Consider the following 22,300-nt stretch of genomic DNA (forward strand, 5'->3'; position numbering starts at 1 on the left):
TTCCGCCCGGCCTATCCGTCGGCCAGATGGGTTTCCAACCAGTGTTCCAGCCAGTGAATGTTATAGCTTCCGTTCTGGATGTCCGGTTCTTTGAGAAGCGCGTGGAACAGCGGAACGGTGGTATCGACCCCGTCGACGATCAACTCTCCCAGCGCCCGGTTGAGACGCGCAAGCGCCTCGGGCCGGTCGCGGCCATGCACGATCAGCTTGCCGATCAGGCTGTCGTAATAGGGCGGGATCGAATAGCCGTCGTAAAGCGCGGAATCCATCCTGACGCCAAGACCGCCCGGCGCATGATACTGGGTGATCCGGCCGGGGCAGGGGGAAAAGTTCGGCAGTTTCTCGGCGTTGATCCGAACTTCGATCGCGTGACCATTGATCGAAAGATCGTCCTGCGTAAAGGACATCGGCAGGCCTTCGGCCACCCGGATCTGTTCGCGCACCAGATCGACGCCGAAGATGGCTTCGGTCACCGGGTGTTCGACCTGCAGGCGGGTGTTCATCTCGATGAAGTAGAATTCGCCATCCTCATACAGGAACTCGATCGTGCCGGCCCCGATGTAGTTGATCTTGGCCACGGCATCGGCGCAGACCTTGCCGATCTGCGCGCGCTCCTGCGCGGTGATCACCGGACCGGGCGCTTCCTCGAACACTTTCTGGTGCCGGCGCTGCAACGAACAGTCGCGTTCGCCCAGATGCACCGCCTGGCCCCTGCCGTCGCCGAAGACCTGGATTTCGATGTGGCGCGGCGTGGTCAGGTATTTTTCGATGTAGACCTCGTCATTGCCGAAGTTGCTCTTGCCTTCGGCGCGGGCTGTCTGGAACGCGCGTTCCATGTCTGCCGCGCTCTGGGCCACTTTCATGCCCTTGCCGCCGCCGCCGGCGGTGGCCTTGATGATCACCGGATAGCCGATTTCTTCGCCGATCCGTTTCGCTGTAGCGAGATCGGGCACACCGCCGTCGCTGCCGGGCACGCAGGGCACGCCGAGCGCCTTCATGGTGTCCTTGGCGGTGATCTTGTCGCCCATGATGCGGATGTGTTCGGCGGTGGGGCCGATGAAGGTCAGGCCATGATCTTCGACCACCTGCACGAAATTGGCGTTTTCCGACAGGAAGCCATAGCCGGGATGGATCGCCTGCGCCCCGGTGATTTCACAGGCGGAGATGATCGCCGGAATGGACAGATAGCTCTGCGGGCTGGGAGGCGGGCCGATGCAGATGCTTTCATCTGCCATGCGCACATGCATCGCGTCGCTGTCCGCCGTGGAATGCACGGCGACCGTGGCGATCCCCATCTCGCGCGCGGCCCGCACCACGCGCAAGGCGATCTCGCCGCGGTTGGCAATCAGGATTTTTTCAAACATGGGATTGCCTTATTCGATGATGACCAACGGGGTGCCGTATTCCACTGCCGCGCCGTCCTCGACGAGGATGCGTTTCACGATCCCGGACCTGGGGGCGGGAATATGGTTCATCGTCTTCATGGCTTCCACGATCAGCAGGGTGTCGCCTTCGGAAACGCTCGCGCCGACGGTCATGAAGGCGGGCGCATCCGGTTCGGGCTGCATGTAGACGGTGCCGACCATCGGCGACAGCACGGCTCCGGGATGGCTGGCGGGATCGTCGCTGTTGCCGGTCGGCGCTGCGGCGGCCACGGGTGCCGGGGCCGCGGATACGGCGGCCGGCGCCGGCGCGGGGGCGACGACGGCCGCCGCGGGGGCGGCCCGGCTGACGCGCACGTTCAGGCTGTCGTCCTCGCCATAGTCGCGCTTCACCTGCAATTCCGTGAGGTCGTTTTCCCGCAGCAATTCGGCCAGAGCTCTGATGAATGCCACGTCCGACTCGTGTTTGGTGTCTGTCATGTTGTCCTCGACCGGTTCTGCATTGCCCGTCTGTGTTGCGGGATTTTCCTGACGGCGCTTATAGGCGATGGTTTCTGCCGTGAAAAGCGCCCTTGGGTCGGCTCACCATGGCGGCAAACCCGGCGAATTTCCAGAGTTGTCGGGATCAAAACGGCATTCCGGACAATTTGGAAACCAGTTCCGCCAGTTTCCGGGCCTGGAATTTGTCCAGGAGCCGGGCGCGATGGGTTTCCACGGTCCGGGGCGACAATTCCAGTTCGATCCCGATTTCCTTCGCGGAGCGGCCGCGGCAGGTCAGCATGGCGACTTCCCGTTCGCGTGGCGTCAACGTCACGACGGGCCGTTCGGCAGACATGTCGGCAAAGGACCAGATCCCGTGACGAAACGGGTCTTCCGGCGTCAGGGACTGACCCCGGACGCGGCACCAGAACAGATCGCCGGACAGGCGCCGCATGATCCGTTCGTCCATGTAGCGGCCGGTCTTTTGCAGAACGATCAGGCCGCGCGTGCCGATCCGGTCGAATTCCGCCTGGCTGGGATAGAGCGACACGATCGGCATGTTGGCAAATTCGCCGGTCTGCCCGCCAAAGCTCGTGGCGAATTCGGCGTTGCATCGCCGTATGACGCGGTTTTCCAGTTCCGCCAGGCCAATCGGGGCATGTTCGAATGCGACGTCGCTCATGGTGTGATTGTGTCGGGTATTTCTACGGAATTGAAGAGCCGTGCCGGCGGACGATAGGATCCGCTCAACAGGAGGAGATTCCGACATGACCTATATCGCAGGCTGGGGCCACACGAAATTCGGCAAACTCGCGGATCAGGGGCTGGAGGATCTGATCGTGTCCGCCGGTCGCGAAGCCCTGGCCGACGCAGGCCTGAGCGGCGCGGACGTGGACGGCATCTGGATCGGCCATTTCAACGGAGGGCTGGTGGCCGACGGATTCCCGTCCTCGCTGGCGCTTCAGATCGATCCGGACCTGCGGTTCAAGCCCGCGACGCGGTTGGAAAACGCCTGCGCCTCCGGTTCTGCCGCGGTGTTTGCCGCCCGTCAGGCGATCCTGGCCGGCGAAGCCAGGGTCGCCCTTGTGATCGGGGTCGAGAAGATGACCCATCTCGCCAATGCGGAGGTCGCCGCCGCCCTGGGGCATGCGGCCTATCAGAAGGAAGAGGCGGGCCTGTCCTTTCCCGGTGTGTTCGCGCAATTCGCGCAGGCCTATTTCGATCGCTATGGGGATCAGAGCCGCGCGCTTGCCCGGATCGCCGCGAAGAACCATGGCAATTCCGTCAACAACCCGCTGGCGCAGTTGCAGAAACCGATGGATGAAGAGTTCTGCGCCAGCGTTTCGGACCGCAACCCGATCATCGCCGCGCCCCTGAAGAAAACGGATTGCTCGCTGGTCAGCGATGGCGCCGCTGCCCTGGTGCTGGTGGCGGAGGACAGGCTTGGCGATGTGGCCAAGGCGGTTCACTTGCGCGGGGTGGCGCAGGTGAACGATCTGTTGCCGATGTCGAGACGCGATCTGCTGGCCTTCGAAGGACCGCGCCGCGCCATCCATACCGCGTATGACCGGGCGTCGATCACCGTTTCGGACATCGATGTCGCCGAAGTGCATGACTGTTTCACGATTGCCGAGCTGATGATCTACGAAGCGATGGGCCTGGCCGCGCATGGACATGCCGCCAATCTGCTGAAAGGCGGTGTCGTGCATGCGGGCGGGCGCCTGCCGGTGAACCTGAGCGGCGGGTTGAAAGCCAAGGGGCACCCGGTCGGCGCGTCCGGCGTGTCGATGCACACGCTCGTGGCGCGGCAGGTGCTGGGTCAGGCGGACGCGATGCAGCATCCGGGGGCGGAACTGGGGCTGGTGTTCAACATGGGCGGATCGGGCGTGGCGAACTATGCCAGCATTCTGGAAGGGACCAAGGCATGAATCTGGGAAATTGGCTGTTTCGGCAGGCGACGGCGCACCCGGACCGCCCCGCCCTGTTCCTCGGGCGTCTGATGGTCGCGGATTATGCCACATTCCATCGCCGGGCCGCAGAGGTGGCCGGCTGGCTCGCCGGACGGGGTATCGCGCCCGGAGACCGCGTTGCGATCTTCATGAAGAATTGCCCCGACTACCTGATCGTACAATACGGGATCTGGTATGCCGGTGCCGTCGCGGTGCCGATCAATGCCAAGCTGCATGGCCGCGAAGCAGCGTTCATCATCGGCAATGCGGAGGCCAGGCTGACCTTTGCCTCCGAAGGGTTGTTCGAAACGCTGCTGGAGGTCGACTCCGGGATGGAAACGCTTCTCGTGGATGGCGCGGACTACAGGGCGATCCAGCAATGCGACCCGCTGCCGGAACCGGTGGAAAGGGCGGCGGACGATCTGGCCTGGTTGTTCTACACGTCCGGAACGACCGGTCGCCCCAAGGGCGTGATGATCACCAACCGCATGCTGATCGCGATGTCGCTGGCCTACCCGGTCGATGTGGATGCGGTCCATGCCGAAGACGCGGCGATCTATGCCGCTCCGATGAGCCACGGGGCGGGGATCTACAACATTGTTCACGTGTTGGTCGGGGCGCGCCATGTCTGCCCTGAATCGGGCGGCTTTGACGAGGCGGAAATCTTCGATCTCGCGCGCCACTTCGGCAATGCGCAGATGTTCGCGGCACCGACGATGGTGAAGCGCATGACCGAAGCGGCGAAACGGTCCGGGGAAACCGGCGAAGGTTTGCGGACGGTGGTCTATGGCGGCGGGCCGATGTATGGCGCCGACATCATCGAGGCGGTCGCGCATTTCGGCCCGGTCTTCGTTCAGATCTACGGGCAGGGGGAATGTCCGATGGGCATTTCCGCACTGTCCCGCCACGACGTTTGCGACCGCGCCCATCCGCGCTGGAAACAGCGGCTTGCCAGCGTCGGTCGGGCACAGGCGCCGGTCGAGGTCAGGATCGGCGGACCGGACGGCGCATGGACCGCACAGGGCGAGCCGGGCGAAATCATGGTGCGCGGCGACGTGGTGATGCCGGGCTACTGGCAGGATCCGGAGGCCACGGCGAAGGCGCTGAAAGGCGGGTGGCTGATGACCGGCGACATGGGGTTCATGGACGAAGACGGCTATGTCACCATGCAGGACCGTTCCAAGGACATGATCATCACCGGCGGCTCCAACGTCTACCCCCGCGAGGTGGAAGAGGTGCTTCTGACTCATCCGGGCGTGCGCGAGGTGTCGGTCGTCGGGCATCCGCATCCGGATTGGGGCGAGATCGTCGTGGCCTTCGTGGTGGGCGATGCCGATCCGGGGGAACTGGATGCGCTGTGCATCGACAACATCGCACGGTTCAAGCGGCCAAAGAAGTATTTGCGGCTGCCCGACCTGCCGAAGAACAATTATGGCAAGGTTCTGAAGACGGAACTGCGCCGGATGCTGGAGGAAGATACATGACGGATCTGACGGGAAAAACCGCGCTGGTCACGGGATCGGTTCAGGGAATCGGTCTGGCCATCGCACGGGCGCTGGCCGGGGCGGGCGCGCGGATCGCGGTGCATGGCATCGCCGGGGACATGCAGATCGAGGAAGCCTGCAAGGACCTGCGAAAGGCCGGCGCGCCGCAGGCCGAATTCTTTCACGGCGACTTGCGAAATCCGGATCGCATCGCGGAACTGATGTCCGCCGTTGATGCCTGGGGTGGGGCCGATATCCTGGTGAACAACGCCGGCATTCAGCATACCGCGCCCCTGGCCGACATGCCGGCGCAGACCTGGGATTCAATTCTTGCGATCAATCTGAGCGCGGCCTTTCACACGATGCAGGCCGCCATGCCGGCGATGGCCGAACGCGGCTATGGCCGGGTCATCAACATCTCTTCAGTGCACGGTCTGGTCGCCAGCAAGTTCAAGGCGCCCTATGTCGCCGCCAAGCATGGCCTGATCGGGTTGAGCAAGGTCGCGGCGCTGGAATATGCGGCGCAGGGCGACAGCCGGAAAGGCGGCGTGACCGTGAATTGCATCTGCCCCGGCTGGACCAATACCGCCATCATCGAACCGCAGATCGAGGAACGGCTGGCGTCCTTCGGCGGAGACAGGGATGCGGCGATCGCGGATCTGATGAAGGAAAAGCAGCCCAGCCTGCGCGGGTCGGACCCGTCGGAAATCGGCGCTCTGGCGCTCTGGCTGTGCAACCCGGTGGCGCACAATATCACCGGGGCGGCGATTCCGGTCGACGGTGGCTGGACCGCGCAATAGCGTCGGGTCACTCGGACGCGGATTCGGCGTTTTCCGCCATTTCCTTGGCCTGTTGTTCCAGGATCTCCATGATCTTGATCTGAATGGCCGAAGGCGGGGCCGTTTTCTGTTCCTTCTGCGCGGCATGGTCGCGCTGGTGCGTCTCGGCAGAACCGGACCCGGCTGCCGGTTGCGCGATTTTCTGATCGGAGGCGGGTTCTGGCGGCGTCGGCGGCAGTGATGCCGGATGCCCGGTCGGCTGCGGGGCCAAGGCAGGCAAAGCGATAGGAAAGTTCATTCGATAGCTCCAACTACTGTCCGGAGCCCTCACCCGAGCATCATGATATTTCAATCCGGGTTAACGATTCCTGAAGCCGGACGTTTTCGACAAAGGATCGATACTCGAAAACGATTAAAAAGCCGGATGTCTGAAATGGCCTCCCGATGCTCCGGCCTTTCTGGGGTAGCGGCGGCGAGGCCGGTTCCATTTTGGCTGGCTTCGCATCCACTCTTGCAGCAGTCGCCCCGCGCCCGGTCAGATCGCCAGATATTCGGCCCTAAGATCCGCGTTTCCGAGAACCTCGGCGGCGGACCCGTCGAACACGATGCCGCCGGTGTCCAGGATAACCGCGCGGTCCGCCAGTTCCAGCGCGCGCACGGCGTTCTGTTCCACGATGACGGTGGTCATGCCCTGTTCCTTGATGTGGATCAGCGTCTTTTCGATCTCATCCACGATGACCGGGGCCAAACCTTCATAGGGTTCATCCAGCAGCAATACCTTGATGTCGCGGGCCAGAGCCCGCGCAATGGCCAGCATCTGCTGTTCTCCACCGGACAGGGTCACGCCTTCCTGGTTGCGGCGTTCGCCCAGGCGCGGGAAAAGTTCGTAGAGCCGTTCGATGGACCAGCCCACGGGCGGGGCGATCTGCGCCAGCTTCAGGTTTTCCTCGACCGTGAGCCCGGCGAAGATGCGGCGGTCTTCCGGGACAAGGCCCAGTCCGACAGTCGCGGCCTCGTAGCTGGTCATGTTGTGCAAAGGCTGGTGATCGAGCCAGATCTCGCCGTGCTTCACCTGCGGGTTGCCCAGCCGGGCGATAGAGCGCAGGGTCGATGTCTTGCCGGCCCCGTTGCGCCCAAGGAGGGCGAGAATCTCGCCTTCGTGCACGTTGAAGCTGATGCCCTGAACGATATAGCTTTCGCCATAATAGGCATGCACGTCCCAAACCGACAGAAACGCCGGTGCGGTGGTCGCCATGTTGGCGTTCTTGGAAAAGTCCGGTTTGACGTTCATGGTCCTCTCCCTTACGCGCTTTCGCCCAGATACGCTTCGCGCACCTTGGGGTTACCCTTGATGTTCTGCGGGTCGTCTTCGACCAGCGGCGTGCCCTGCGCCAGAACCGTGATCCTGTCGGCCAGCGAAAACACAACATGCATGTCGTGCTCGATGATCGCGATGGTGATATCGCGGTCTTCCTTGATCTGTTTCAGGAGATCGATGGTGTTGTTGGTGTCGGCCCGCGCCATCCCGGCGGTCGGTTCGTCCAGCAGCAGCAGGCGCGGTTCCTGGGACAGGCACATGCCGATTTCCAGCCGCCGCTTGTCGCCGCGGGACATCGCCGCGGCATGCATGTCGCGCTTGTCGATCATTTTCATGTCGACAAGCATCGCTTCGGCCTTTTCGACCACGTCCTTCTGGGACGGGATCGAGGTTATCGCATTCAGTTCGAACGCCCCGTCGCGCTTGGCGAAACAGGGGATCATCATGTTTTCCATGACCGTGAGATCCCCGAAGATTTCCGGTGTCTGGAAGACGCGGGAAATACCCATCTGGTTGATTTCGTATGGCGCGCGTCCAAGCACCGACTGGCCGTCGAACATGACGCTGCCGGTGTCCGGGATCAGCTTGCCGACGAGACAGTTCAAAAGCGTGGACTTGCCGGCGCCGTTGGGGCCGATGATGGCATGCACGGTGTTTTCTTTCACCGACAGGTTCACGTTTCCAAGGGCCTGCAACCCACCGAAGCGCTTGTTCACGCCTTTGACTTCAAGGATTCCCATGCGACTGTCTCCCTATTCCGCAGGCTCTGTGGATTTTGTGGTCTCGTCCTTGGCTCCGGGGGTCTTGCTGCGGAGCCAGGCCGCGATCCGCTGGCCGCCTTCGACCAGCCCGCCGGGCAGGAAGATCACCACCAGCATGAACAGGATGCCCAGGGTCAGATGCCAGCCCTTGCCGATGAACGGGTGGATGATGAAGACCATGAAGTCTTCCAGCCCGTCCGGCATGAAGGCGAACCACTGGTGCAGCACGGAATCGTTGATCTTGGAAAAGATGTTTTCGAAGTATTTGATGAACCCGGCGCCCAGGATCGGCCCGATCAGCGTGCCGGCGCCGCCGAGGATGGTCATAAGAACCACCTCGCCGCTGGCGGTCCACTGCATGCGCTCGGCCCCGGCCAGCGGGTCCATGGAGGCCATCAGCCCCCCGGCCAGCCCGGCATACATGCCCGAGATGACAAAGGCCGCCAGTGTGTAGGGACGGGTGTTCAACCCGGTGAAGTTCATTCGCTGCTGGTTGGACTTCACCGCCTTCAGCATCAGACCGAAGGGCGACCGGAAGATACGGATGGACAGGTAGACAGCCGCCAGCATGAACAGCGCGCACATGTAGTAGCCCGCGTTGAAGTCAAAGGACCATGGCCCCATGTCCAGCGTGTAGGTGGAACGCATTTCGAGACCGAACAGGTTCGTCACGGTCGGGCTGTCCGGCCCCATCAGGTATTGCGGATCGTCGTTATAGACCTGCAGCCCGGTTTCGCCATTGGTGATCGGCGTCAGCACCGAATAGGCCAGGGCAAAGGACATCTGGGCGAAGGCCAGCGTCAGGATCGAGAAATAGATCCCCGAGCGGCGCAGGCTGACATAGCCGATGACCAGCGCGAAAAGGCCGGAGACGATGACCGCCAGGATGATCGCCGGGACCACGTTCATGCTCAGCAGCTTGAACATCCAGACCGCGGAATAGGACCCGACGCCCAGGAATGCGGCATGGCCGAAGGACAGATAACCGGTCAGGCCGAACAGGATATTGAACCCGACGGCGAAGATCCCGAAGATCACGAACCGCTGCATCAGGTCGGGATAGCCGGCGTTGAATTGCGCCATGGCCGATCCCTCCGGAAACGGGTTCAGGATGAAGGGGGCGAACATGGTCAGCAGGGTGACGATGATCAGCAGGGTGGCGTCACGCTTGTCGAGTCCGAGCATCGGATTATTCCTCCATCACGCCTTTGCGGCCCATCAGGCCGCGCGGGCGGGTGAGCAGAATGATGATTGCGACCAGGTAGATGATGATCTGGTCGATGCCGGGCAGCAGGCTTTTCACCTCGTTCATCGAGGCGAAGCTTTCCAGAATGCCCAGCAGGAAACCGGCCAGCACCGCGCCCGGCAGGCTGCCCATGCCGCCGACGACCACGACGACGAAGGACAGCACGAGGAAATCCATGCCCATGTGATAGTTCGGCGAGTTGATCGGCGCATACATCACGCCCGCCAGCCCCGCGACGGCGGCGGCGATGCCGAACATGATGGTGAAGCGGCGGTCGATGTTGATGCCGAGCAGGCCGACGGTCTCGCGGTCGGCCATCCCCGCGCGCACCACCATGCCGAAGGTGGTGAACTGGAGGAACGCGAAAACGGCGCCGATGATGGCGGCTGCGAACAGGAAATAGACCAGGCGCCAGTAGGGATAGATGATCACGTTGGGATCAAAACCCAGCAGCACTCCGAAATCCAGCGACCCGCGAAAGACCTCCGGCGCGCCGGTCGGGATCGGGTTGGCGCCATAGAAATACTTGATGATCTCTTGCAGGACGATGGCCAGGCCGAACGTCACCAGGATCTGGTCGGCGTGGGGCCGGTTGTAGAAATGCTTGATCAGGCCGCGTTCCATGATGAAGCCGATGGCGACCATCACCGGGATCGCGAACAGGATCGCGAGAGGGACCGACCAGTCGATGATGGCCGCGCCCAGTTCCGGGCCGAACCAGGTCTCGACATAGGTGTTTTCCACCTTCAGCGGATTGCCGAGAAAGTCCTTCTGGGTTTCGTCTATGGTGATATAGCCGAGGGTCAGGATCTTGTTCAGGGTCACGGCGCAGAACGCGCCGATCATGAACAGGGCGCCGTGGGCGAAGTTGACCACGCCCAACGTGCCGAAGATCAGGGTCAGCCCCAGGGCGATCAGCGCATAGGCCGATCCCTTGTCCAGGCCGTTCAGAATTTGCAGGATGATTGCGTCCATTGTCCCCACCTGTTGGTCCGGGCTGGCATCTGTTGCGTGTCAGACGGCATGGTCGACCGCGCCTCGCGCGGTCGACCGGGTTTGCGGATCAGGCTCCGGGGTTGCAGGACCCCAGGTCGCCGCCGGCGAACATCGGGTGGTCCGGCGCATAGGTGACCTGCTCGGCCGGAGTGACCTCGACGATTTCAACGAGATCGAACTCGTTGCTCGGGTTTTCAGCCCCGCGCACGACCAGCACGTCCTTGAAGCACTGGTGATCGTCGGCGCGATAGAGCGTCGGCCCGTTGCCGAGACCGTCGAACTCGAACCCTTCGAGCGCTTCGACCACGGCGCAGGGGTCGAAGCTGCCCGCGCGGGTCACGGCATCGGCGTAAAGCAGCGCCTGCGCATAGCAGGTCTGCGCGGCCTGGGACGGCGGGAAGCCGTATTTTTCGCCAAAGGATTTCACGAAGGCGTTGGTGCCCGTGTAGCGCGATCCCATCTGGTTCTCGAGTTTCCAGTCCCAGTTCTGCGAGCCGACGATGCCCTTGATGTTGGCGCCTGCGCCCTTGGCCATCAGCTCGGAATAGAGCGGCACGACGATCTCGAAGTTCTTGCCGTTCACCTGCTTTTCGCGCAGGCCGAACTGAACTGCGTTGGTCAGCGAGTTGACCATGTTCCCGCCGTAGTGGTTCAGAACCAGAACGTCGGCACCGGAGTTCAGAACCGGCGCGATATACGAGGAGAAATCGGTCGCGGCGAGCGGGGTGAGCACGTTCTCGACGGTTTCCCAACCCAGGGCTTCGGTCGCGGCCTGGATCGATTCCTGCTGCGTCCAGCCCCAGGTGTAATCCGCGGTCAGGTGGTAGGCGCGGCGGTCGTCACCATAAAGGCTGCGCAGCACCGGCGCGAGGGCCGCGCCTGACATGTAGGCATTGAAGAAGTGGCGGAAACCGTTGGCCTTCTTGTCCTTGCCCGTGGTGTCGTTGGAATGGGTGAGGCCGGCCATGAAGATGACGCCGGCTTCCTGGCAGAGGCCCTGAACGGCCACGGCGACGCCCGAAGAGGAACCGCCGGTGATCATCACCGCGCCGTCCTTTTCGATCATCGACTTGGCGCTGGCGCGGGCGGCGTCGGACTTGGTCTGGGTGTCTCCGGTGACGAACTCGACCTTCTTGCCCAGGATGCCGGTGCCGTCCAGAACCTTGGAACTGAAGGTGCTCAACATGCCGCCGTCGCCGCCGCCGTTCAGATGCTCGACCGCCAGTTCGTAGGCGCGCAGCTCATCGGCGCCTTCGTCTGCGTAGGGGCCGGTCTGAGGCACGTTGAAGCCCAGCGTGACCGAACCGCCGGTGGGCGCGTTGGTGAACGCGGACGCCGAGCCGGCTGTGAAGATCGTGGGCAACGCGATGCCTGCACTGCCAACGGCGCCGGTCTTGAGCAACCCGCGGCGTGTAAAGTTCGACTTGGACATTTATTCCCTCCCGTTTCGTGAAAGGTGCGGTGCGGTTCCTCTTCCCGCACGGCACGAGCACTATTGTGCAAAATCATTATTGAGAGGGGCTGGAAAATTTCGCAATAACTCCCTTGAAAAGCACAATAATTCTGTAAATAAATACACAGACCGGAATGCGCTTCTGTAAATATGATTATGTTGCATCGCAGAAAGCCGTTGATAAGCCGGTGAAAAGGGGATTGGTCCGACATGGCGCGCGACACGCTCACCGGCAGCCGCATACGGGAACGGCGCTCAATCGCAGGTTTAAGGCAGGCGGATCTTGCACGGCAGGTGGGAATTTCCGCGTCCTACCTCAACCTCATCGAACACAACCGCCGCAGAATCGGCGGCAAGCTGCTGCTGAACATCGCCGAAGTGCTGGGTGTCGAACTGTCGATGCTGACCCAGGGCGCGGAGGCGGCCCTGATCGCGACCCTGCGGGAAGCTGCCGCGGATGCGGGCGCCGTCGCTGCCGAAATCGACCGTGTCGATGAATTCGCGGGGCGGTTTCCGGGGTGGGCGGAGGTCCTTGCCGCCAACCACCGGCGTATCGCCTCGCTGGAACGCACTGTCGAAACCCTGTCCGATCGCCTGACCCACGATCCGCATCTCGCCGCGTCGCTGCATGAAGTGCTGTCGACTGCGACGGCAATCCGCTCCACCGCGTCGATCCTGGCCGAAACCGGCGAACTGGAAGAGGAATGGCGCGATCGTTTTCACCGGAACCTGAACGAAGACAGCCTGCGTCTGGCCGAGAGCAGCAAGGCGCTGGTCGCCTATCTCGACGAAAGCGGCGAGACGGAGGATCGCCGTGGGGCGCCGCAGGAAGAGGTCGAAGCCTTCGTCGCCGGGCAGGGCCATTTCTTCGAGGCCATTGAAAAGACCGGCGCGGAACCTGACGAACTGGTCGAGAATGCACCGGAACTGACGTCGCGCGCGGCGCGCATGATCGGCCGCGCGGTCCTGACGCGCTACGCGGCGGACGCCAGGTCGATGCCGCTGGCGGCATTTCGCGCGGCGTTGACGCGCCTCGGGCAGGATCCGCTCGCGCTGGCCGCGGAGTTTGACGTCGACCTGGCCGCGGTCTTCCGGCGGCTGGCCACCATGCCGCAAGGCGTTCTGGCGGGCGAGGTCGGGCTTGTCGTCTGCGATGCCTCGGGCAGTATCGTGTATCGCAAGCAGATCGACGGGTTTGCCTTGCCGAGGTTCGGCGCGTCCTGTCCGCTCTGGCCGGTGTTCGCGGCCTTCACCCGGCCAATGGTTCCGATCAGGCGGCGGGTGTCGCAGCTTGGGCGGTCGGCGATGCTGTTCGATTGCCTTGCGGTGGCGCAGCCGGTGTCTCGGCCGGTGTTCGATGCGGACCCTCTGTTCCAGTCCACCATGCTGATCCTGCCGGTGAAGGGCGGCGCGCCGCCGGATCAGGACGTGCAGCCGGTGGGCAGCAGTTGCCGCGTCTGCCCAAGGGGAGATTGCCGCGCCAGACGGGAACCGTCCATCCTGAACGAAGGGTTTTGACAGCTCCGTGATCGCAGGGTTAAGCTGACGAAAAGCAATAATGGTGCGCCGCCAAATCGCGCACCGGGGGAGAAGGGCTTGGATGAGCCGACATGTGCTGCTGATCGAGGACGAGCCGAACATCATTGAGGCGATCCGTTTCCTGCTGACGCGGGACGGATGGCGGGTGGACACTCATTGCGACGGAACCGACGCGGTTCAGGTGATCGAGGCGGCAAAGCCCGATCTGGTGATCCTGGACCTGATGCTGCCCGGCAAAAGCGGCATGGACGTGTTGCGCGACGTGCGCGGCATTCCGGAATTCGCCGAGCTTCCGGTGCTGATGTTGACGGCGCGCGGACAATCGCGGGATCGCGACATGGCCGAAAAGGCCGGTGTGAGCCGGTTCATGACCAAGCCGTTTTCCAATGCCGAGGTCGTGACGGCGGTTCGGGATCTTCTGGCGCAGGCATCGCGCCCGTGACCGATCCGGCGGACGGCCCGGATCTGAACGGACGCAGCGCGCCCGCGGTGTTCCTGCAACGCCAGAGTTATCGCCGGCGCCGGCTGATGGATGCGGCACGCCTGTTGCCGCTGTTCGGCGCCCTGCTGCTGGCGGTTCCCCTGCTGTGGCCGGTGCCGCGGCCCGGAGACGATCCGGTGGAGGGCGCGGTCTCGATGTCCGATGCGATGATCTATATCTTTTCAGCCTGGCTGGTTCTGATCGCGACCATCGCCCTGTTCGGTCTCAGCACCCGGCTGTGGACAGGGAGCGACAGCCCGCTTGGCAAGGGACGCAGCAGGTGACTTCCCTGAACCTGCTGGTGGTGGTGTGCCTGAGCTATGTCGCACTGCTGTTCATCGTCGCATTCGCGGCGGACCGGCTGGCGGCCCGCGGCAAGAGCACATGGCTGCGCTCTCCCATCGTCTATACCCTGTCCCTGTCGATCTATTGCACGGCGTGGACGTTTTACGGGGCGGTGGGATACGCCGCCCGCTCGGGGCTCGAATTCGTCACCATCTATCTGGGGCCGACGCTGGTCATGCTGGGCTGGTGGTGGGGTCTGCGCAAGCTCGTGCGCATCGGGCGCAGCCAGCGGGTCACATCCATCGCCGACCTGATCTCGTCCCGCTACGGCAAGTCCAACGCCCTGGCGATCTGTGTGACCCTGTTGGCGGTCGTCGGGGTGACGCCCTATATCGCGCTGCAACTGCAATCCGTTACCCTGTCCTTCTCGATCTTCGCGGATGCGGATTCCGGGGCGAGCTATGCCGAAGGCCAGAGCGTTCTGCTGGTGACGGCCGGGCTGGCAGTGTTCGCCATTCTGTTCGGAACCCGGAACCTCGATGCGAACGAACGCCACCACGGGGTCGTCACGGCCGTCGCGCTGGAAGCGGTGGTCAAGCTGGTTGCCCTTCTGGCGGTCGGCGTGTTCGTCGTCTGGGGCCTCGCGGGGGGCGTCGCCCCGATGATGGACATGATCGACGCGTCTTCCATAGGGGCCTGGCAGGTCAATCCGGGACGCTGGGCGACGATCACCTTTCTGGCGGCGGCGGCCTTTGTCTGTCTGCCCCGCATGTTTCAGGTGATGGTGGTCGAGAACGACGATGAACGTCATCTGCGCACCGCGGCCTGGGCGTTTCCGCTCTATCTCTTTCTGATGAGCCTGTTCGTCGTGCCGATTGCCGTCGTTGGGCTCGGTATCATGCCGGCGGGGACAAATCCGGACATGTTCGTCCTGACCATTCCGCTGAGCCAGGGGCGCGAAGGTCTGGCCATGCTGTCGTTCCTCGGCGGTTTCTCGTCTGCCACGTCGATGGTGATCGTGGCCGCGATGGCCCTGTCGACGATGGTTTCCAATCACATCGTCATGCCGATCTGGCTGTCGTCCAGGGGCGGCGGCGCGTCGGTGTCGGGGGATGTGCGGAACGTGGTGCTGCTGTCGCGGCGCATTTCGATCGCCGCGATCATGGCTTTCGGCTATTTTTATTACCGCCTGTCCGGCGGCGGGGTGGCGCTGGCGTCGATCGGACTGATCGCCTTTGCCGGGATCGCACAGATCCTCCCGGCGCTCGTCGGCGGGCTGTTCTGGCGCGGGGCGACCCGGACCGGCGCGCTTGCCGGTCTGCTGGTCGGGTTCGCCCTGTGGGTCTACACCCTGTTGATTCCGGCCCTTGGCGGCGGGCTGATGCCAGAGTCGGTGCTGACCGACGGTCTGATGGGCATTGGCTTTCTGCGCCCGCAGGCCCTTTTCGGGATCGGCGGGATGGATCCCATGGTGCATTCCGTGATGTGGAGCCTGGCCCTGAACGCGGCGGTGTTCTGTGCTGTTTCGCTGGCGAGTTTTCCCAGTCCGCTGGAACGGTTGCAGGGCGCGCAATATGTGAACGTGTTCGACCATTCCGCCGGGCCGCGCGGGTGGACCGGATCGGTGGCGCAAAGCGAAGACCTGATGATCATGGCGCAGCGCATTCTCGGTGCCGATCAGGCACAGGACCTGTTTTATCGGGCGGCGGCGGGGCAGGGCGTGCACGGTCATCTGCCGGAACCGACACCGGCCTTTCTGGAACAGCTGGAGCGGGAACTGGCCGGGTCGGTCGGCGCCGCGACCGCCCATGCCATGGTCGGACAGATCGTCGGAGGATCTTCGGTGTCGGTCGAGGATCTGCTGGCGGTTGCGGATGAAAGCGCGCAATTGCTCGAATATTCCAGCCAGCTCGAGGCGAAATCCGCCGAACTGAGCCGCACCGCGCGGAAACTGCGGGAGGCCAACGAGAAGCTGACCCGGCTTTCGGCGCAGAAGGACGCGTTTCTGAGCCAGGTCAGCCATGAACTGCGCACGCCAATGACCTCGATCCGGGCGTTTTCCGAAATCCTCCGGGACACGGACGGGTTGGCGACCGAAGAGCAGGTGCGCTACGCGGCGATCATCCATGGTGAAGCGTTGCGCCTGACCCGGCTGCTCAACGATCTTCTGGACCTGAGCGTTCTGGAAAGCGGACAGGTCAGCCTTAACATGCGCAGCGGCCTTTTGTCCGACGTTCTGGATCGCGCCGAATCGGCGGCGCTTGCCGGGTCCGGGGATACGCTGACCGTCAGGCGGAACCGGCAGGACGAGGCGATTGAACTGACTACCGATCTGGACCGGCTGGCGCAGGTCTTCATCAACCTCATCGCCAACGCCCAGAAATACTGCGACGCGGAGTCCCCCGAATTGCGGATCGAGGTGCGGTGCCTGAACGACGGTCTGGTGATCGACTTTCTGGACAATGGAAGCGGCTTGCCCGACGAGGCGCAGGATTTCATCTTCGAGAAATTCGCCCGTGTCGGCGCGGAAAAGGCCGGTGGGGCGGGTCTGGGTCTGGCCATCTGCCGCGAGATCATGCAGCGGCTGGACGGAAACGTGAACTATCTGCCCGGAACGGGGGGCGGTGCATTTCGCGTCGACCTGCCCGCGGCGGTGCGCGTGGCGGCGGAGTGAGCCTCCAATTCCCGGATGCGTAAAGACATTTGTAACCACGCCCGCGTTAGACCGGAGGGTGTCAATGCCCGTGGGGCAGGTCGGAGCTGATGGCGAAACCGGGATCAAGTTCAGCATTGCAGCGCAAGATGGACGCGAGCCGCGACTCGGCGGCCAGCAACGGCCGGTCGGCTGCGGCGGCGCTTCGCGTCGCCATCGCCCGCGCCGCCGATGATCTGTTCAGCCTGCCGCTTTCGGTCATCGGGTTGAGCCAGGCCAGGCTCCCGCAGGACGAACTCGACCCCTATCTGCCGGACGACCGCCTGTTGATCCTTCTGGACGGACCGCAGGGACAATTGGGCGTTGCCGCTTTGGATCGCGCCTTCCTGGTGTCGCTGATACAGCAACAGACCATGGGCTGTCTGACCGGCGCGGCCCCGGACGAGAGACCGTTCACCGCGACGGATGCCGCATTGGCGGCCCCCTTGATCGACGCGACGATCGCCCGTGCGGCCGAGATGGCGGACCGGCCCCTGGATATCAGATGCCTGTCCGGCTACCGCTTCGGCGCCAGGGCCGAAAGCGCCCGCGCGGCAAAGCTGGTTCTGGACACGCAGCCGTTCCGGCTTTTCGAACTGACGCTTGAATTCGGCGGCGGGCCGCAACAGGGATCGGTGGCCCTGATGCTCCCGGAACCGAAAGAGATCGCGGCAGCCGAAGACGGCGTTCCGCCGGACATGTCGCGGCCAAGGCTCGGGCAGGCGGTGGAGATGGCGAGAGCCGAACTTACGGCCGTGATCTGCACGGTGAAAATGTCCTTGTCGGACCTGTCCAGAATGAAGCCGGGGGACATTCTGCCCCTGGTTCAGGAACATCTGGACCGCACCGAGCTGGTGACGATTGCGGGCCATGGCGTCGCGGCCGGCCGGCTTGGGCAGATCAATGGTCTGCGGGCCTTGCGGCTGAATGAAACTGGCCTCCGGCAGGCCAGCACGCCCGAACCCAAGGCATTCGCCGCGGACATCGGTGCGCAGCCGTCTTTCAAGAACGATCCGGATATCCTGGATGGCGAACTGGCGCCCGTCGCGGAGCCGGCAAAGGCACAGGCCCCCGCCGGCTCCCTGGATGATTTTCCGGTCGAACACGACACCGACGATGCCCTTGCCGGCATGACCCCCGATGAGGCGGCTCAGGAGATTTCAACCCTGGCCGGGCTGTCGCGGGATGAAATGGAATACGACGATCTGCCGTTGACCATCGACTGAGCTTCGGACCTTTGGATGCGCGGCCCGAGGCGGCACCAGATGCGCCGCTCGCCTGCGCTTCGGGTCTGCGCCATGCGGTTTGCAGGAACCGCGAGATCAGGTCTCGGCTCCCGATCGGCGACTGTTCTGGAAACGTCGGGCGATGTCAGCGTTGCGATTGCTGTTCCAGGGCCGGGCGCAAGCCGTCAAGCTGGTAGCCGGCCGCCGCGGTGCTTGCGAGGATATCATCCACCGGTTGCGTCGCGGCCTGTCCCAGCGCCCAGATTACCGAACAGCGGGTTCCCGAAGCGCAATACGCGAGAACCGGGCCGTCCGCGCCGTCCATCAGGTCGCGCTGGCGCGCGATGTTTTCCGGCGTCATGGTCTGATGGGTCAGGGGCAGCACTTCGAACCGGAGTCCGGCCTCCCGGACCGCGGCGCCGATCTTGTCGGCCTTGTGGCTCGGCGGGACTTCTTCGTCGGGCCGGTTACAGATCACGAGCGATATGCCCGCGCCCACAAGCGCGGGAACATCTTCGGCCGAAATCTGCGGCGACACGCTGTAGCGGGGGGAGAGAGGGCGCAATTCCATGCCGGATGATTACGCCGGCGTGGCGAGCCTGTCCAGATGCTGTGCGATGGTCGGCGCCGCGCCCATTCCAACCAGCATGGAAGCCATGAAGACCAGACCTCCGGCCCCGCCATAGCTGAGCGACGCGACGGACGGGCCGGGACACAAGCCGGCAAGTCCCCAGCCGACGCCAAAGAGCACCGATCCGATGATCAGCCGATGGTCGAGTTCGGGCCTTGGCAGTTCCGGGAAGGCGCCCCCGGCAAGCGGGGTGCGACCAGCGGTCAAACGCCAGGCGAAAAACATCGGGATGATCGCTCCGCCCATCACGAAGGCAAGGGTGGGATCCCAATCGCCGAAGACGTCGAGCCAGCCCTGAACCTTTCGGGTGTCGGTCATTCCGGAGACGAACAGGCCGGCGCCGAACAGGCTGCCGGACAGCAAGGACAGAAGAATGCGCATCAGATCAACCCCAGAACGTGACGGAAGACCGCAAGGGCGAGGCCTCCGGCCAGAATATAGAAAACCGTGGCCACGATCCCGCGCAGCGAGAACCGCGAGATGCCGCAGACACCGTGACCGGACGTGCAGCCGTTGGCGATCCGCGATCCGACCCCGACCAGCAGGCCGGCCGCGATGATCACGCCCCAATTGTCGGTGATGTGGGTGGCGATCGAAACATTGTAGAGCGGCGTCAGGATGATCGGCAGGACGACGACGCCCAGCAGGAACGCCAGCCGTTCCCATGCCGTATTGCGGCCGCTTCCGTCAACCAGCCCGCCGATGATGCCGCTGGCGCCCATGATGCGGCCGTTGCCCAGCAGATAAACCGCCCCCGCGAGGCCGATCAGCCCACCGCCGACCAGGCCCCAGATCCAATCCTGTTGCATTTCTTGTATGTTCCTTGTGTTCGCTTCGCGTTCTGGCTCAGATCTTGTTGACCGGGAGTTTCAGAAAGACATCGCCCTGCTCGTCGGCGGGCGGCATCTGACCGGCACGCATGTTGACCTGAAGCGACGGCAGGATCAGCCGCGGCATCGGAAGCGTCGCATCGCGGGCATCGCGCATCGCCTTGAAATCTTCCAGTTTGCGGCCCTGGCCGACATGGACGTTCAACGCTTTCTGTTCGCCAACCGTGGTTTCCCAGGCGTATTCGTCCCGGCCCGGCGCCTTGTAGTCATGGCCGACGAAGATCCGGGTGTTGTCCGGCAGGGCGAGGATCTTCTGAATCGACCTGAACAGCATTTCGGACGATCCGCCGGGAAAATCACAGCGCGCCGTGCCGAAATCGGGCATGAACAGCGTATCCCCGACAAAGGCCGCGTCGCCGATCACATAGGTCAGGCAGGCCGGGGTATGTCCCGGCGTATGCAGCACGTCACCGCGCATCTGTCCGATGTGAAAGCTGTCGCCTTCCTTGAACAGGGCGTCGAACTGGCTGCCATCGCGCTGGAATTCGGTGCCTTCGTTGAAGACCTTGCCAAAGGTGTCCTGCACCACGGTGATCTGGTCGCCGATCCCGATCTTGCCGCCGACCTTTTCCTGAATATAGGGCGCGGCCGACAGGTGGTCGGCGTGGACATGGCTCTCCAGGATCCATTCCACGTTCAGATCCTGCTCGCGCACATAGGCCACGATCGCATCGGCAGAGGCCGTGTTCGTCCGCCCCGATGCGTGATCGAAATCCAGAACGCTGTCGATGATCGCGCAGGCACGGCCCTGGGGTTCGCGCACCACGTAGGACACCGTGTTGGTGGCGTCGTCGAAAAAGGCTTTGACGTGAGGTGTCATGGGAGTCTCCGTTCGCTTTCGGGTCGCTGTCGGAAAACATATAACAATTGATGCATATGTATCAAGCCCCCGCAACTGTCCGATTCGATCGCCGCGGTTTCGGCGGTGTTTGACCTGAGTCAACGCGGGCCCCGGATTCGATGCAATAGTCAGGTCACTGTCGCCGGTTGTTTCGGTGGGTGGCTTTGCGTCGGCAAGATCCGGCGCGCGGGCGGTGCTACGGGATGCCATTCCATCATGCGCTTGTTACTTCTGACGGGCACAGAGAACCTGCGACAGAACCGGGAGGATCCATCATGACCATCGAAGACCTGAAGAAGAAAGCCGAAAACCTGGAACGGATGATCGTCAGCGCAGGGCCGGCTGACAGGTTGACCTTGCAGCCGCAGTTTTCCAAGGTTTTGTACAAGCTGAAAGCCGAAGGCGAAGATGTTCCGATGCGCATGCGCCGGCTGGACGCCGTATTGGTCGAAGAGGCGATCGAGGAGCGTTTCGACAACCTGCCGGTCTAGGTATTTCGCCGCGCGGAGGGCTTCGTTCCGGGCCATCGCCCCAGCGGTGACGGCTTTCCAGGGCTTCGCGTTCTTTCGGGGAGGAATGACGGCATGAGCGCCCCGATCGGCGATGGCGTCGTGGCATTTGCGCGTGTCGTGGGCGCCGTCTGCCGTAACGTTGCCGATTTCCTGGTCCTCTGGAATCTGACTGAGCAGATCGGGTAGCACCGGCGCATCACCGATATGGCGCCCGGTGATCTCCACGGCGCGGATCTCCAGTGTTTCTTCGTCGATGCCGATGTGGATCTTACGCCCGACCCGCCCCCCCCAGGGCGGGCGCGTTCCGCACCCACCCTCGGGCCGGGCGCGAATTTGAGGCTCAAGCAGTAGATTGGAAGCCAGACCTACGCTTGTGGTTCGTGAGGGGGCGTCACATCCAACGCTGCATACACGTCATCGAGAGAAATCTGAGATGCAGGAATAGGTATAACAGGTTGTCTCCCGCGAATACCTTTCTGCATGGTGCTTGGTCTGCGCTGCAAGTTCGAAGCTCGTGCTTTGCTCAATCGATCCGATGCCCAGCGAAACTCTCCCTCAATAATCGCGTCAGACCCATGAAAGGTGGGAACAAGATAGATGTCCCATTGCTTCGGGTCTCTCTGATCTGCAACGCGCAGATCGATTTTGAGCTATGGCTGAATCTGGTGTTTGGGCGGTTTGAACGCTGGCGGTGCATCTGGTTGGTTTGATGTCGCCAAACAAACCCCCAACCATCGAGGACGCACCACCATGGATGACGCTACCATCATCGAATTTTCCGGTCGAGACACCGTGTCGGACCCGCTGACGGATCTTCTGCGCAAGGGCGCGCGGGAGCTTCTGCAAACGGCTGTAGAGGCGGAGCTGGACGCATTCCTGGCCGAGTTTGCGAAACATCGCACCCCGGAGGGCCGGGCAGCGGTTGTTCGGAACGGACACCACCCCGAACGCGCCGTGCAGACCGGGATCGGCCCGGTCACGGTCCAGATCCCGAAGGTGCGCTCCAAGACGGGCGCGCCGGTGGCATTCCGCTCGGCGCTGGTCCCGCCTTACGTCCGCAAGGCGAAGTCGATCGAGGCGGCGCTGCCCTGGCTGTACCTCAAGGGCATCTCTACGGGCGAGATGGGCGCGGCACTCAAGGCGCTACTGGGCCCGGACGCGACCGGCTTCTCAGCCAAGACGGTATCTCGGCTAGAGCGGTTTGCCTTTGATCGGATTCGGGGTGTCCAACTGATCTGAAACGTGATTCCTTGTTTGAAAACAAGCAAGGGCGGTCATCATGGGCAAACCTCATCCAATCGAGCTTCGGCAACGTGTTGTGGCGCATGTCGAGGCGGGCCACACGCATCATTCGG

At 63.2% G+C, this 22,300-nt stretch carries 22 protein-coding genes and 2 pseudogenes; 10 read left to right on the forward strand and 14 right to left on the reverse strand.

Annotation, left to right across the window (positions count from 1 at the left end; genetic code table 11):
• Positions 1-11: 11 nt before the first annotated feature.
• From accC to QO034_RS15040, 3 genes are all read right to left on the reverse strand, one after another.
• Positions 12-1,364, reverse strand: a complete 1,353-nt coding sequence (accC, locus tag QO034_RS15030; RefSeq protein ID WP_284486349.1) for an acetyl-CoA carboxylase biotin carboxylase subunit — start codon at positions 1,362-1,364, stop codon at positions 12-14.
• Positions 1,365-1,373: 9 nt separating this feature from the next.
• Complete coding sequence (gene accB, locus QO034_RS15035) at positions 1,374-1,862, reverse strand: acetyl-CoA carboxylase biotin carboxyl carrier protein (protein WP_284486350.1); 489 nt, start codon at positions 1,860-1,862, stop codon at positions 1,374-1,376.
• A 145-nt stretch (positions 1,863-2,007) separates the two neighbouring features.
• On the reverse strand, positions 2,008-2,544 hold the full coding sequence (locus QO034_RS15040) for a LuxR C-terminal-related transcriptional regulator (protein WP_284486351.1): 537 nt from the start codon (positions 2,542-2,544) through the stop codon (positions 2,008-2,010).
• Between the two features lie 85 nt (positions 2,545-2,629).
• On the opposite strand from QO034_RS15040, the gene QO034_RS15045 reads away from it, so the two are divergent.
• The 3 genes from QO034_RS15045 to QO034_RS15055 are packed head-to-tail and all read left to right on the forward strand — an operon-like array spanning position 2,630 to position 6,095.
• On the forward strand, positions 2,630-3,790 hold the full coding sequence (locus QO034_RS15045) for an acetyl-CoA acetyltransferase (protein ID WP_284486352.1): 1,161 nt from the start codon (positions 2,630-2,632) through the stop codon (positions 3,788-3,790).
• Complete coding sequence (locus tag QO034_RS15050) at positions 3,787-5,295, forward strand: class I adenylate-forming enzyme family protein (protein ID WP_284486353.1); 1,509 nt, start codon at positions 3,787-3,789, stop codon at positions 5,293-5,295. The genes QO034_RS15045 and QO034_RS15050 overlap by 4 nt, the downstream gene beginning before the upstream one ends.
• Positions 5,292-6,095 (forward strand): 3-hydroxybutyrate dehydrogenase, encoded by an 804-nt coding sequence (locus QO034_RS15055; RefSeq protein WP_284486354.1) that lies wholly within the window; start codon positions 5,292-5,294, stop codon positions 6,093-6,095. Before QO034_RS15050 ends, QO034_RS15055 begins: the two co-directional genes overlap by 4 nt.
• 7 nt (positions 6,096-6,102) lie before the next feature.
• Here the strand turns inward: QO034_RS15055 and QO034_RS15060 are convergent, their stop codons facing one another.
• The 6 genes from QO034_RS15060 to QO034_RS15085 all read right to left on the reverse strand — a co-directional run bounded on the left by QO034_RS15060 (position 6,103) and on the right by QO034_RS15085 (position 11,827).
• Positions 6,103-6,372: a hypothetical protein gene (locus tag QO034_RS15060; protein WP_284486355.1), complete on the reverse strand. Its 270-nt coding sequence runs from the start codon at positions 6,370-6,372 to the stop codon at positions 6,103-6,105.
• 237 nt (positions 6,373-6,609) lie between these two features.
• On the reverse strand, positions 6,610-7,365 hold the full coding sequence (locus tag QO034_RS15065; protein WP_284486356.1) for an ABC transporter ATP-binding protein: 756 nt from the start codon (positions 7,363-7,365) through the stop codon (positions 6,610-6,612).
• Positions 7,366-7,376: 11 nt separating this feature from the next.
• Positions 7,377-8,132 carry an ABC transporter ATP-binding protein gene (locus QO034_RS15070; RefSeq protein ID WP_284486357.1) on the reverse strand — a complete coding sequence of 252 codons (756 nt, stop codon included), beginning with the start codon at positions 8,130-8,132 and terminating at the stop codon, positions 7,377-7,379.
• Between the two features lie 12 nt (positions 8,133-8,144).
• Positions 8,145-9,338, reverse strand: coding sequence for a branched-chain amino acid ABC transporter permease (locus tag QO034_RS15075; RefSeq protein ID WP_284486358.1), 1,194 nt, complete (start codon positions 9,336-9,338; stop codon positions 8,145-8,147).
• 4 nt (positions 9,339-9,342) lie between these two features.
• Positions 9,343-10,374, reverse strand: coding sequence for a branched-chain amino acid ABC transporter permease (locus tag QO034_RS15080; RefSeq protein WP_284486359.1), 1,032 nt, complete (start codon positions 10,372-10,374; stop codon positions 9,343-9,345).
• Between the two features lie 88 nt (positions 10,375-10,462).
• The gene (locus QO034_RS15085) at positions 10,463-11,827 is read right to left on the reverse strand and encodes a substrate-binding protein (RefSeq protein ID WP_284486360.1); all 1,365 of its coding nucleotides are present in this window, start codon (positions 11,825-11,827) and stop codon (positions 10,463-10,465) included.
• Positions 11,828-12,058: 231 nt separating this feature from the next.
• On the opposite strand from QO034_RS15085, the gene QO034_RS15090 reads away from it, so the two are divergent.
• The 5 genes from QO034_RS15090 to QO034_RS15110 all read left to right on the forward strand — a co-directional run bounded on the left by QO034_RS15090 (position 12,059) and on the right by QO034_RS15110 (position 18,071).
• The gene (locus tag QO034_RS15090) at positions 12,059-13,366 is read left to right on the forward strand and encodes a short-chain fatty acyl-CoA regulator family protein (protein ID WP_284486361.1); all 1,308 of its coding nucleotides are present in this window, start codon (positions 12,059-12,061) and stop codon (positions 13,364-13,366) included.
• Between the two features lie 82 nt (positions 13,367-13,448).
• Positions 13,449-13,829: a response regulator transcription factor gene (locus tag QO034_RS15095; RefSeq protein WP_284486362.1), complete on the forward strand. Its 381-nt coding sequence runs from the start codon at positions 13,449-13,451 to the stop codon at positions 13,827-13,829.
• Positions 13,826-14,152, forward strand: a complete 327-nt coding sequence (locus QO034_RS15100; protein WP_321170017.1) for a hypothetical protein — start codon at positions 13,826-13,828, stop codon at positions 14,150-14,152. The genes QO034_RS15095 and QO034_RS15100 overlap by 4 nt, the downstream gene beginning before the upstream one ends.
• Positions 14,149-16,827: a sensor histidine kinase gene (locus QO034_RS15105; RefSeq protein WP_284486363.1), complete on the forward strand. Its 2,679-nt coding sequence runs from the start codon at positions 14,149-14,151 to the stop codon at positions 16,825-16,827. The genes QO034_RS15100 and QO034_RS15105 overlap by 4 nt, the downstream gene beginning before the upstream one ends.
• Positions 16,828-16,916: 89 nt before the next feature.
• Positions 16,917-18,071, forward strand: coding sequence for a FliM/FliN family flagellar motor switch protein (locus QO034_RS15110; RefSeq protein WP_284486364.1), 1,155 nt, complete (start codon positions 16,917-16,919; stop codon positions 18,069-18,071).
• Positions 18,072-18,216: 145 nt separating this feature from the next.
• Here QO034_RS15110 and QO034_RS15115 read toward each other — a convergent pair whose 3' ends face one another.
• From QO034_RS15115 to QO034_RS15130, 4 genes are read right to left on the reverse strand one after another with little or no spacing between them, the layout of a single operon-like run.
• On the reverse strand, positions 18,217-18,642 hold the full coding sequence (locus QO034_RS15115) for a TIGR01244 family sulfur transferase (RefSeq protein ID WP_284486365.1): 426 nt from the start codon (positions 18,640-18,642) through the stop codon (positions 18,217-18,219).
• A 9-nt stretch (positions 18,643-18,651) separates the two neighbouring features.
• Positions 18,652-19,083: a DUF6691 family protein gene (locus QO034_RS15120; RefSeq protein ID WP_284486366.1), complete on the reverse strand. Its 432-nt coding sequence runs from the start codon at positions 19,081-19,083 to the stop codon at positions 18,652-18,654.
• Positions 19,083-19,511 (reverse strand): YeeE/YedE family protein, encoded by a 429-nt coding sequence (locus QO034_RS15125; protein WP_284486367.1) that lies wholly within the window; start codon positions 19,509-19,511, stop codon positions 19,083-19,085. Before QO034_RS15125 ends, QO034_RS15120 begins: the two co-directional genes overlap by 1 nt.
• Positions 19,512-19,548: 37 nt before the next feature.
• Positions 19,549-20,412 carry an MBL fold metallo-hydrolase gene (locus QO034_RS15130; protein ID WP_284486368.1) on the reverse strand — a complete coding sequence of 288 codons (864 nt, stop codon included), beginning with the start codon at positions 20,410-20,412 and terminating at the stop codon, positions 19,549-19,551.
• Between the two features lie 296 nt (positions 20,413-20,708).
• Here QO034_RS15130 and QO034_RS15135 point away from each other — a divergent pair, with 296 nt between their 5' ends.
• Positions 20,709-20,924: a hypothetical protein gene (locus QO034_RS15135; RefSeq protein WP_284486369.1), complete on the forward strand. Its 216-nt coding sequence runs from the start codon at positions 20,709-20,711 to the stop codon at positions 20,922-20,924.
• On the opposite strand, the pseudogene QO034_RS15140 reads toward QO034_RS15135, so the two are convergent.
• Positions 20,916-21,227, reverse strand: a pseudogene (locus tag QO034_RS15140) (transposase); the annotation flags it as partial. The gene QO034_RS15135 and the pseudogene QO034_RS15140 sit on opposite strands and share 9 nt — an antisense overlap.
• A 468-nt stretch (positions 21,228-21,695) precedes the next feature.
• Here QO034_RS15140 and QO034_RS15145 point away from each other — a divergent pair.
• A pseudogene (locus QO034_RS15145) lies at positions 21,696-22,145 on the forward strand (transposase); the annotation flags it as partial.
• Positions 22,146-22,300: the final 155 nt, after the last annotated feature.

The organism is Sedimentitalea xiamensis (genome assembly GCF_030164465.1).
Lineage (GTDB): Bacteria > Pseudomonadota > Alphaproteobacteria > Rhodobacterales > Rhodobacteraceae > Sedimentitalea > Sedimentitalea xiamensis.

Coding starts and splice junctions, on each gene's coding strand:
- QO034_RS15135 (WP_284486369.1), top strand. CDS start 20,709: ATGACCATCGAAGACCTGAAGAAGAAAGCCGAAAACCTGGAACGGATG.
- QO034_RS15110 (WP_284486364.1), top strand. CDS start 16,917: ATGGCGAAACCGGGATCAAGTTCAGCATTGCAGCGCAAGATGGACGCG.
- QO034_RS15130 (WP_284486368.1), bottom strand. CDS start 20,412: ATGACACCTCACGTCAAAGCCTTTTTCGACGACGCCACCAACACGGTG.
- QO034_RS15115 (WP_284486365.1), bottom strand. CDS start 18,642: ATGGAATTGCGCCCTCTCTCCCCCCGCTACAGCGTGTCGCCGCAGATT.
- QO034_RS15090 (WP_284486361.1), top strand. CDS start 12,059: ATGGCGCGCGACACGCTCACCGGCAGCCGCATACGGGAACGGCGCTCA.
- QO034_RS15070 (WP_284486357.1), bottom strand. CDS start 8,132: ATGGGAATCCTTGAAGTCAAAGGCGTGAACAAGCGCTTCGGTGGGTTG.
- QO034_RS15120 (WP_284486366.1), bottom strand. CDS start 19,083: ATGCGCATTCTTCTGTCCTTGCTGTCCGGCAGCCTGTTCGGCGCCGGC.
- QO034_RS15095 (WP_284486362.1), top strand. CDS start 13,449: ATGAGCCGACATGTGCTGCTGATCGAGGACGAGCCGAACATCATTGAG.
- QO034_RS15050 (WP_284486353.1), top strand. CDS start 3,787: ATGAATCTGGGAAATTGGCTGTTTCGGCAGGCGACGGCGCACCCGGAC.
- QO034_RS15065 (WP_284486356.1), bottom strand. CDS start 7,365: ATGAACGTCAAACCGGACTTTTCCAAGAACGCCAACATGGCGACCACC.
- QO034_RS15080 (WP_284486359.1), bottom strand. CDS start 10,374: ATGGACGCAATCATCCTGCAAATTCTGAACGGCCTGGACAAGGGATCG.
- QO034_RS15040 (WP_284486351.1), bottom strand. CDS start 2,544: ATGAGCGACGTCGCATTCGAACATGCCCCGATTGGCCTGGCGGAACTG.
- QO034_RS15075 (WP_284486358.1), bottom strand. CDS start 9,338: ATGCTCGGACTCGACAAGCGTGACGCCACCCTGCTGATCATCGTCACC.
- accB (WP_284486350.1), bottom strand. CDS start 1,862: ATGACAGACACCAAACACGAGTCGGACGTGGCATTCATCAGAGCTCTG.
- QO034_RS15055 (WP_284486354.1), top strand. CDS start 5,292: ATGACGGATCTGACGGGAAAAACCGCGCTGGTCACGGGATCGGTTCAG.
- QO034_RS15060 (WP_284486355.1), bottom strand. CDS start 6,372: ATGAACTTTCCTATCGCTTTGCCTGCCTTGGCCCCGCAGCCGACCGGG.
- QO034_RS15125 (WP_284486367.1), bottom strand. CDS start 19,511: ATGCAACAGGATTGGATCTGGGGCCTGGTCGGCGGTGGGCTGATCGGC.
- accC (WP_284486349.1), bottom strand. CDS start 1,364: ATGTTTGAAAAAATCCTGATTGCCAACCGCGGCGAGATCGCCTTGCGC.
- QO034_RS15085 (WP_284486360.1), bottom strand. CDS start 11,827: ATGTCCAAGTCGAACTTTACACGCCGCGGGTTGCTCAAGACCGGCGCC.
- QO034_RS15045 (WP_284486352.1), top strand. CDS start 2,630: ATGACCTATATCGCAGGCTGGGGCCACACGAAATTCGGCAAACTCGCG.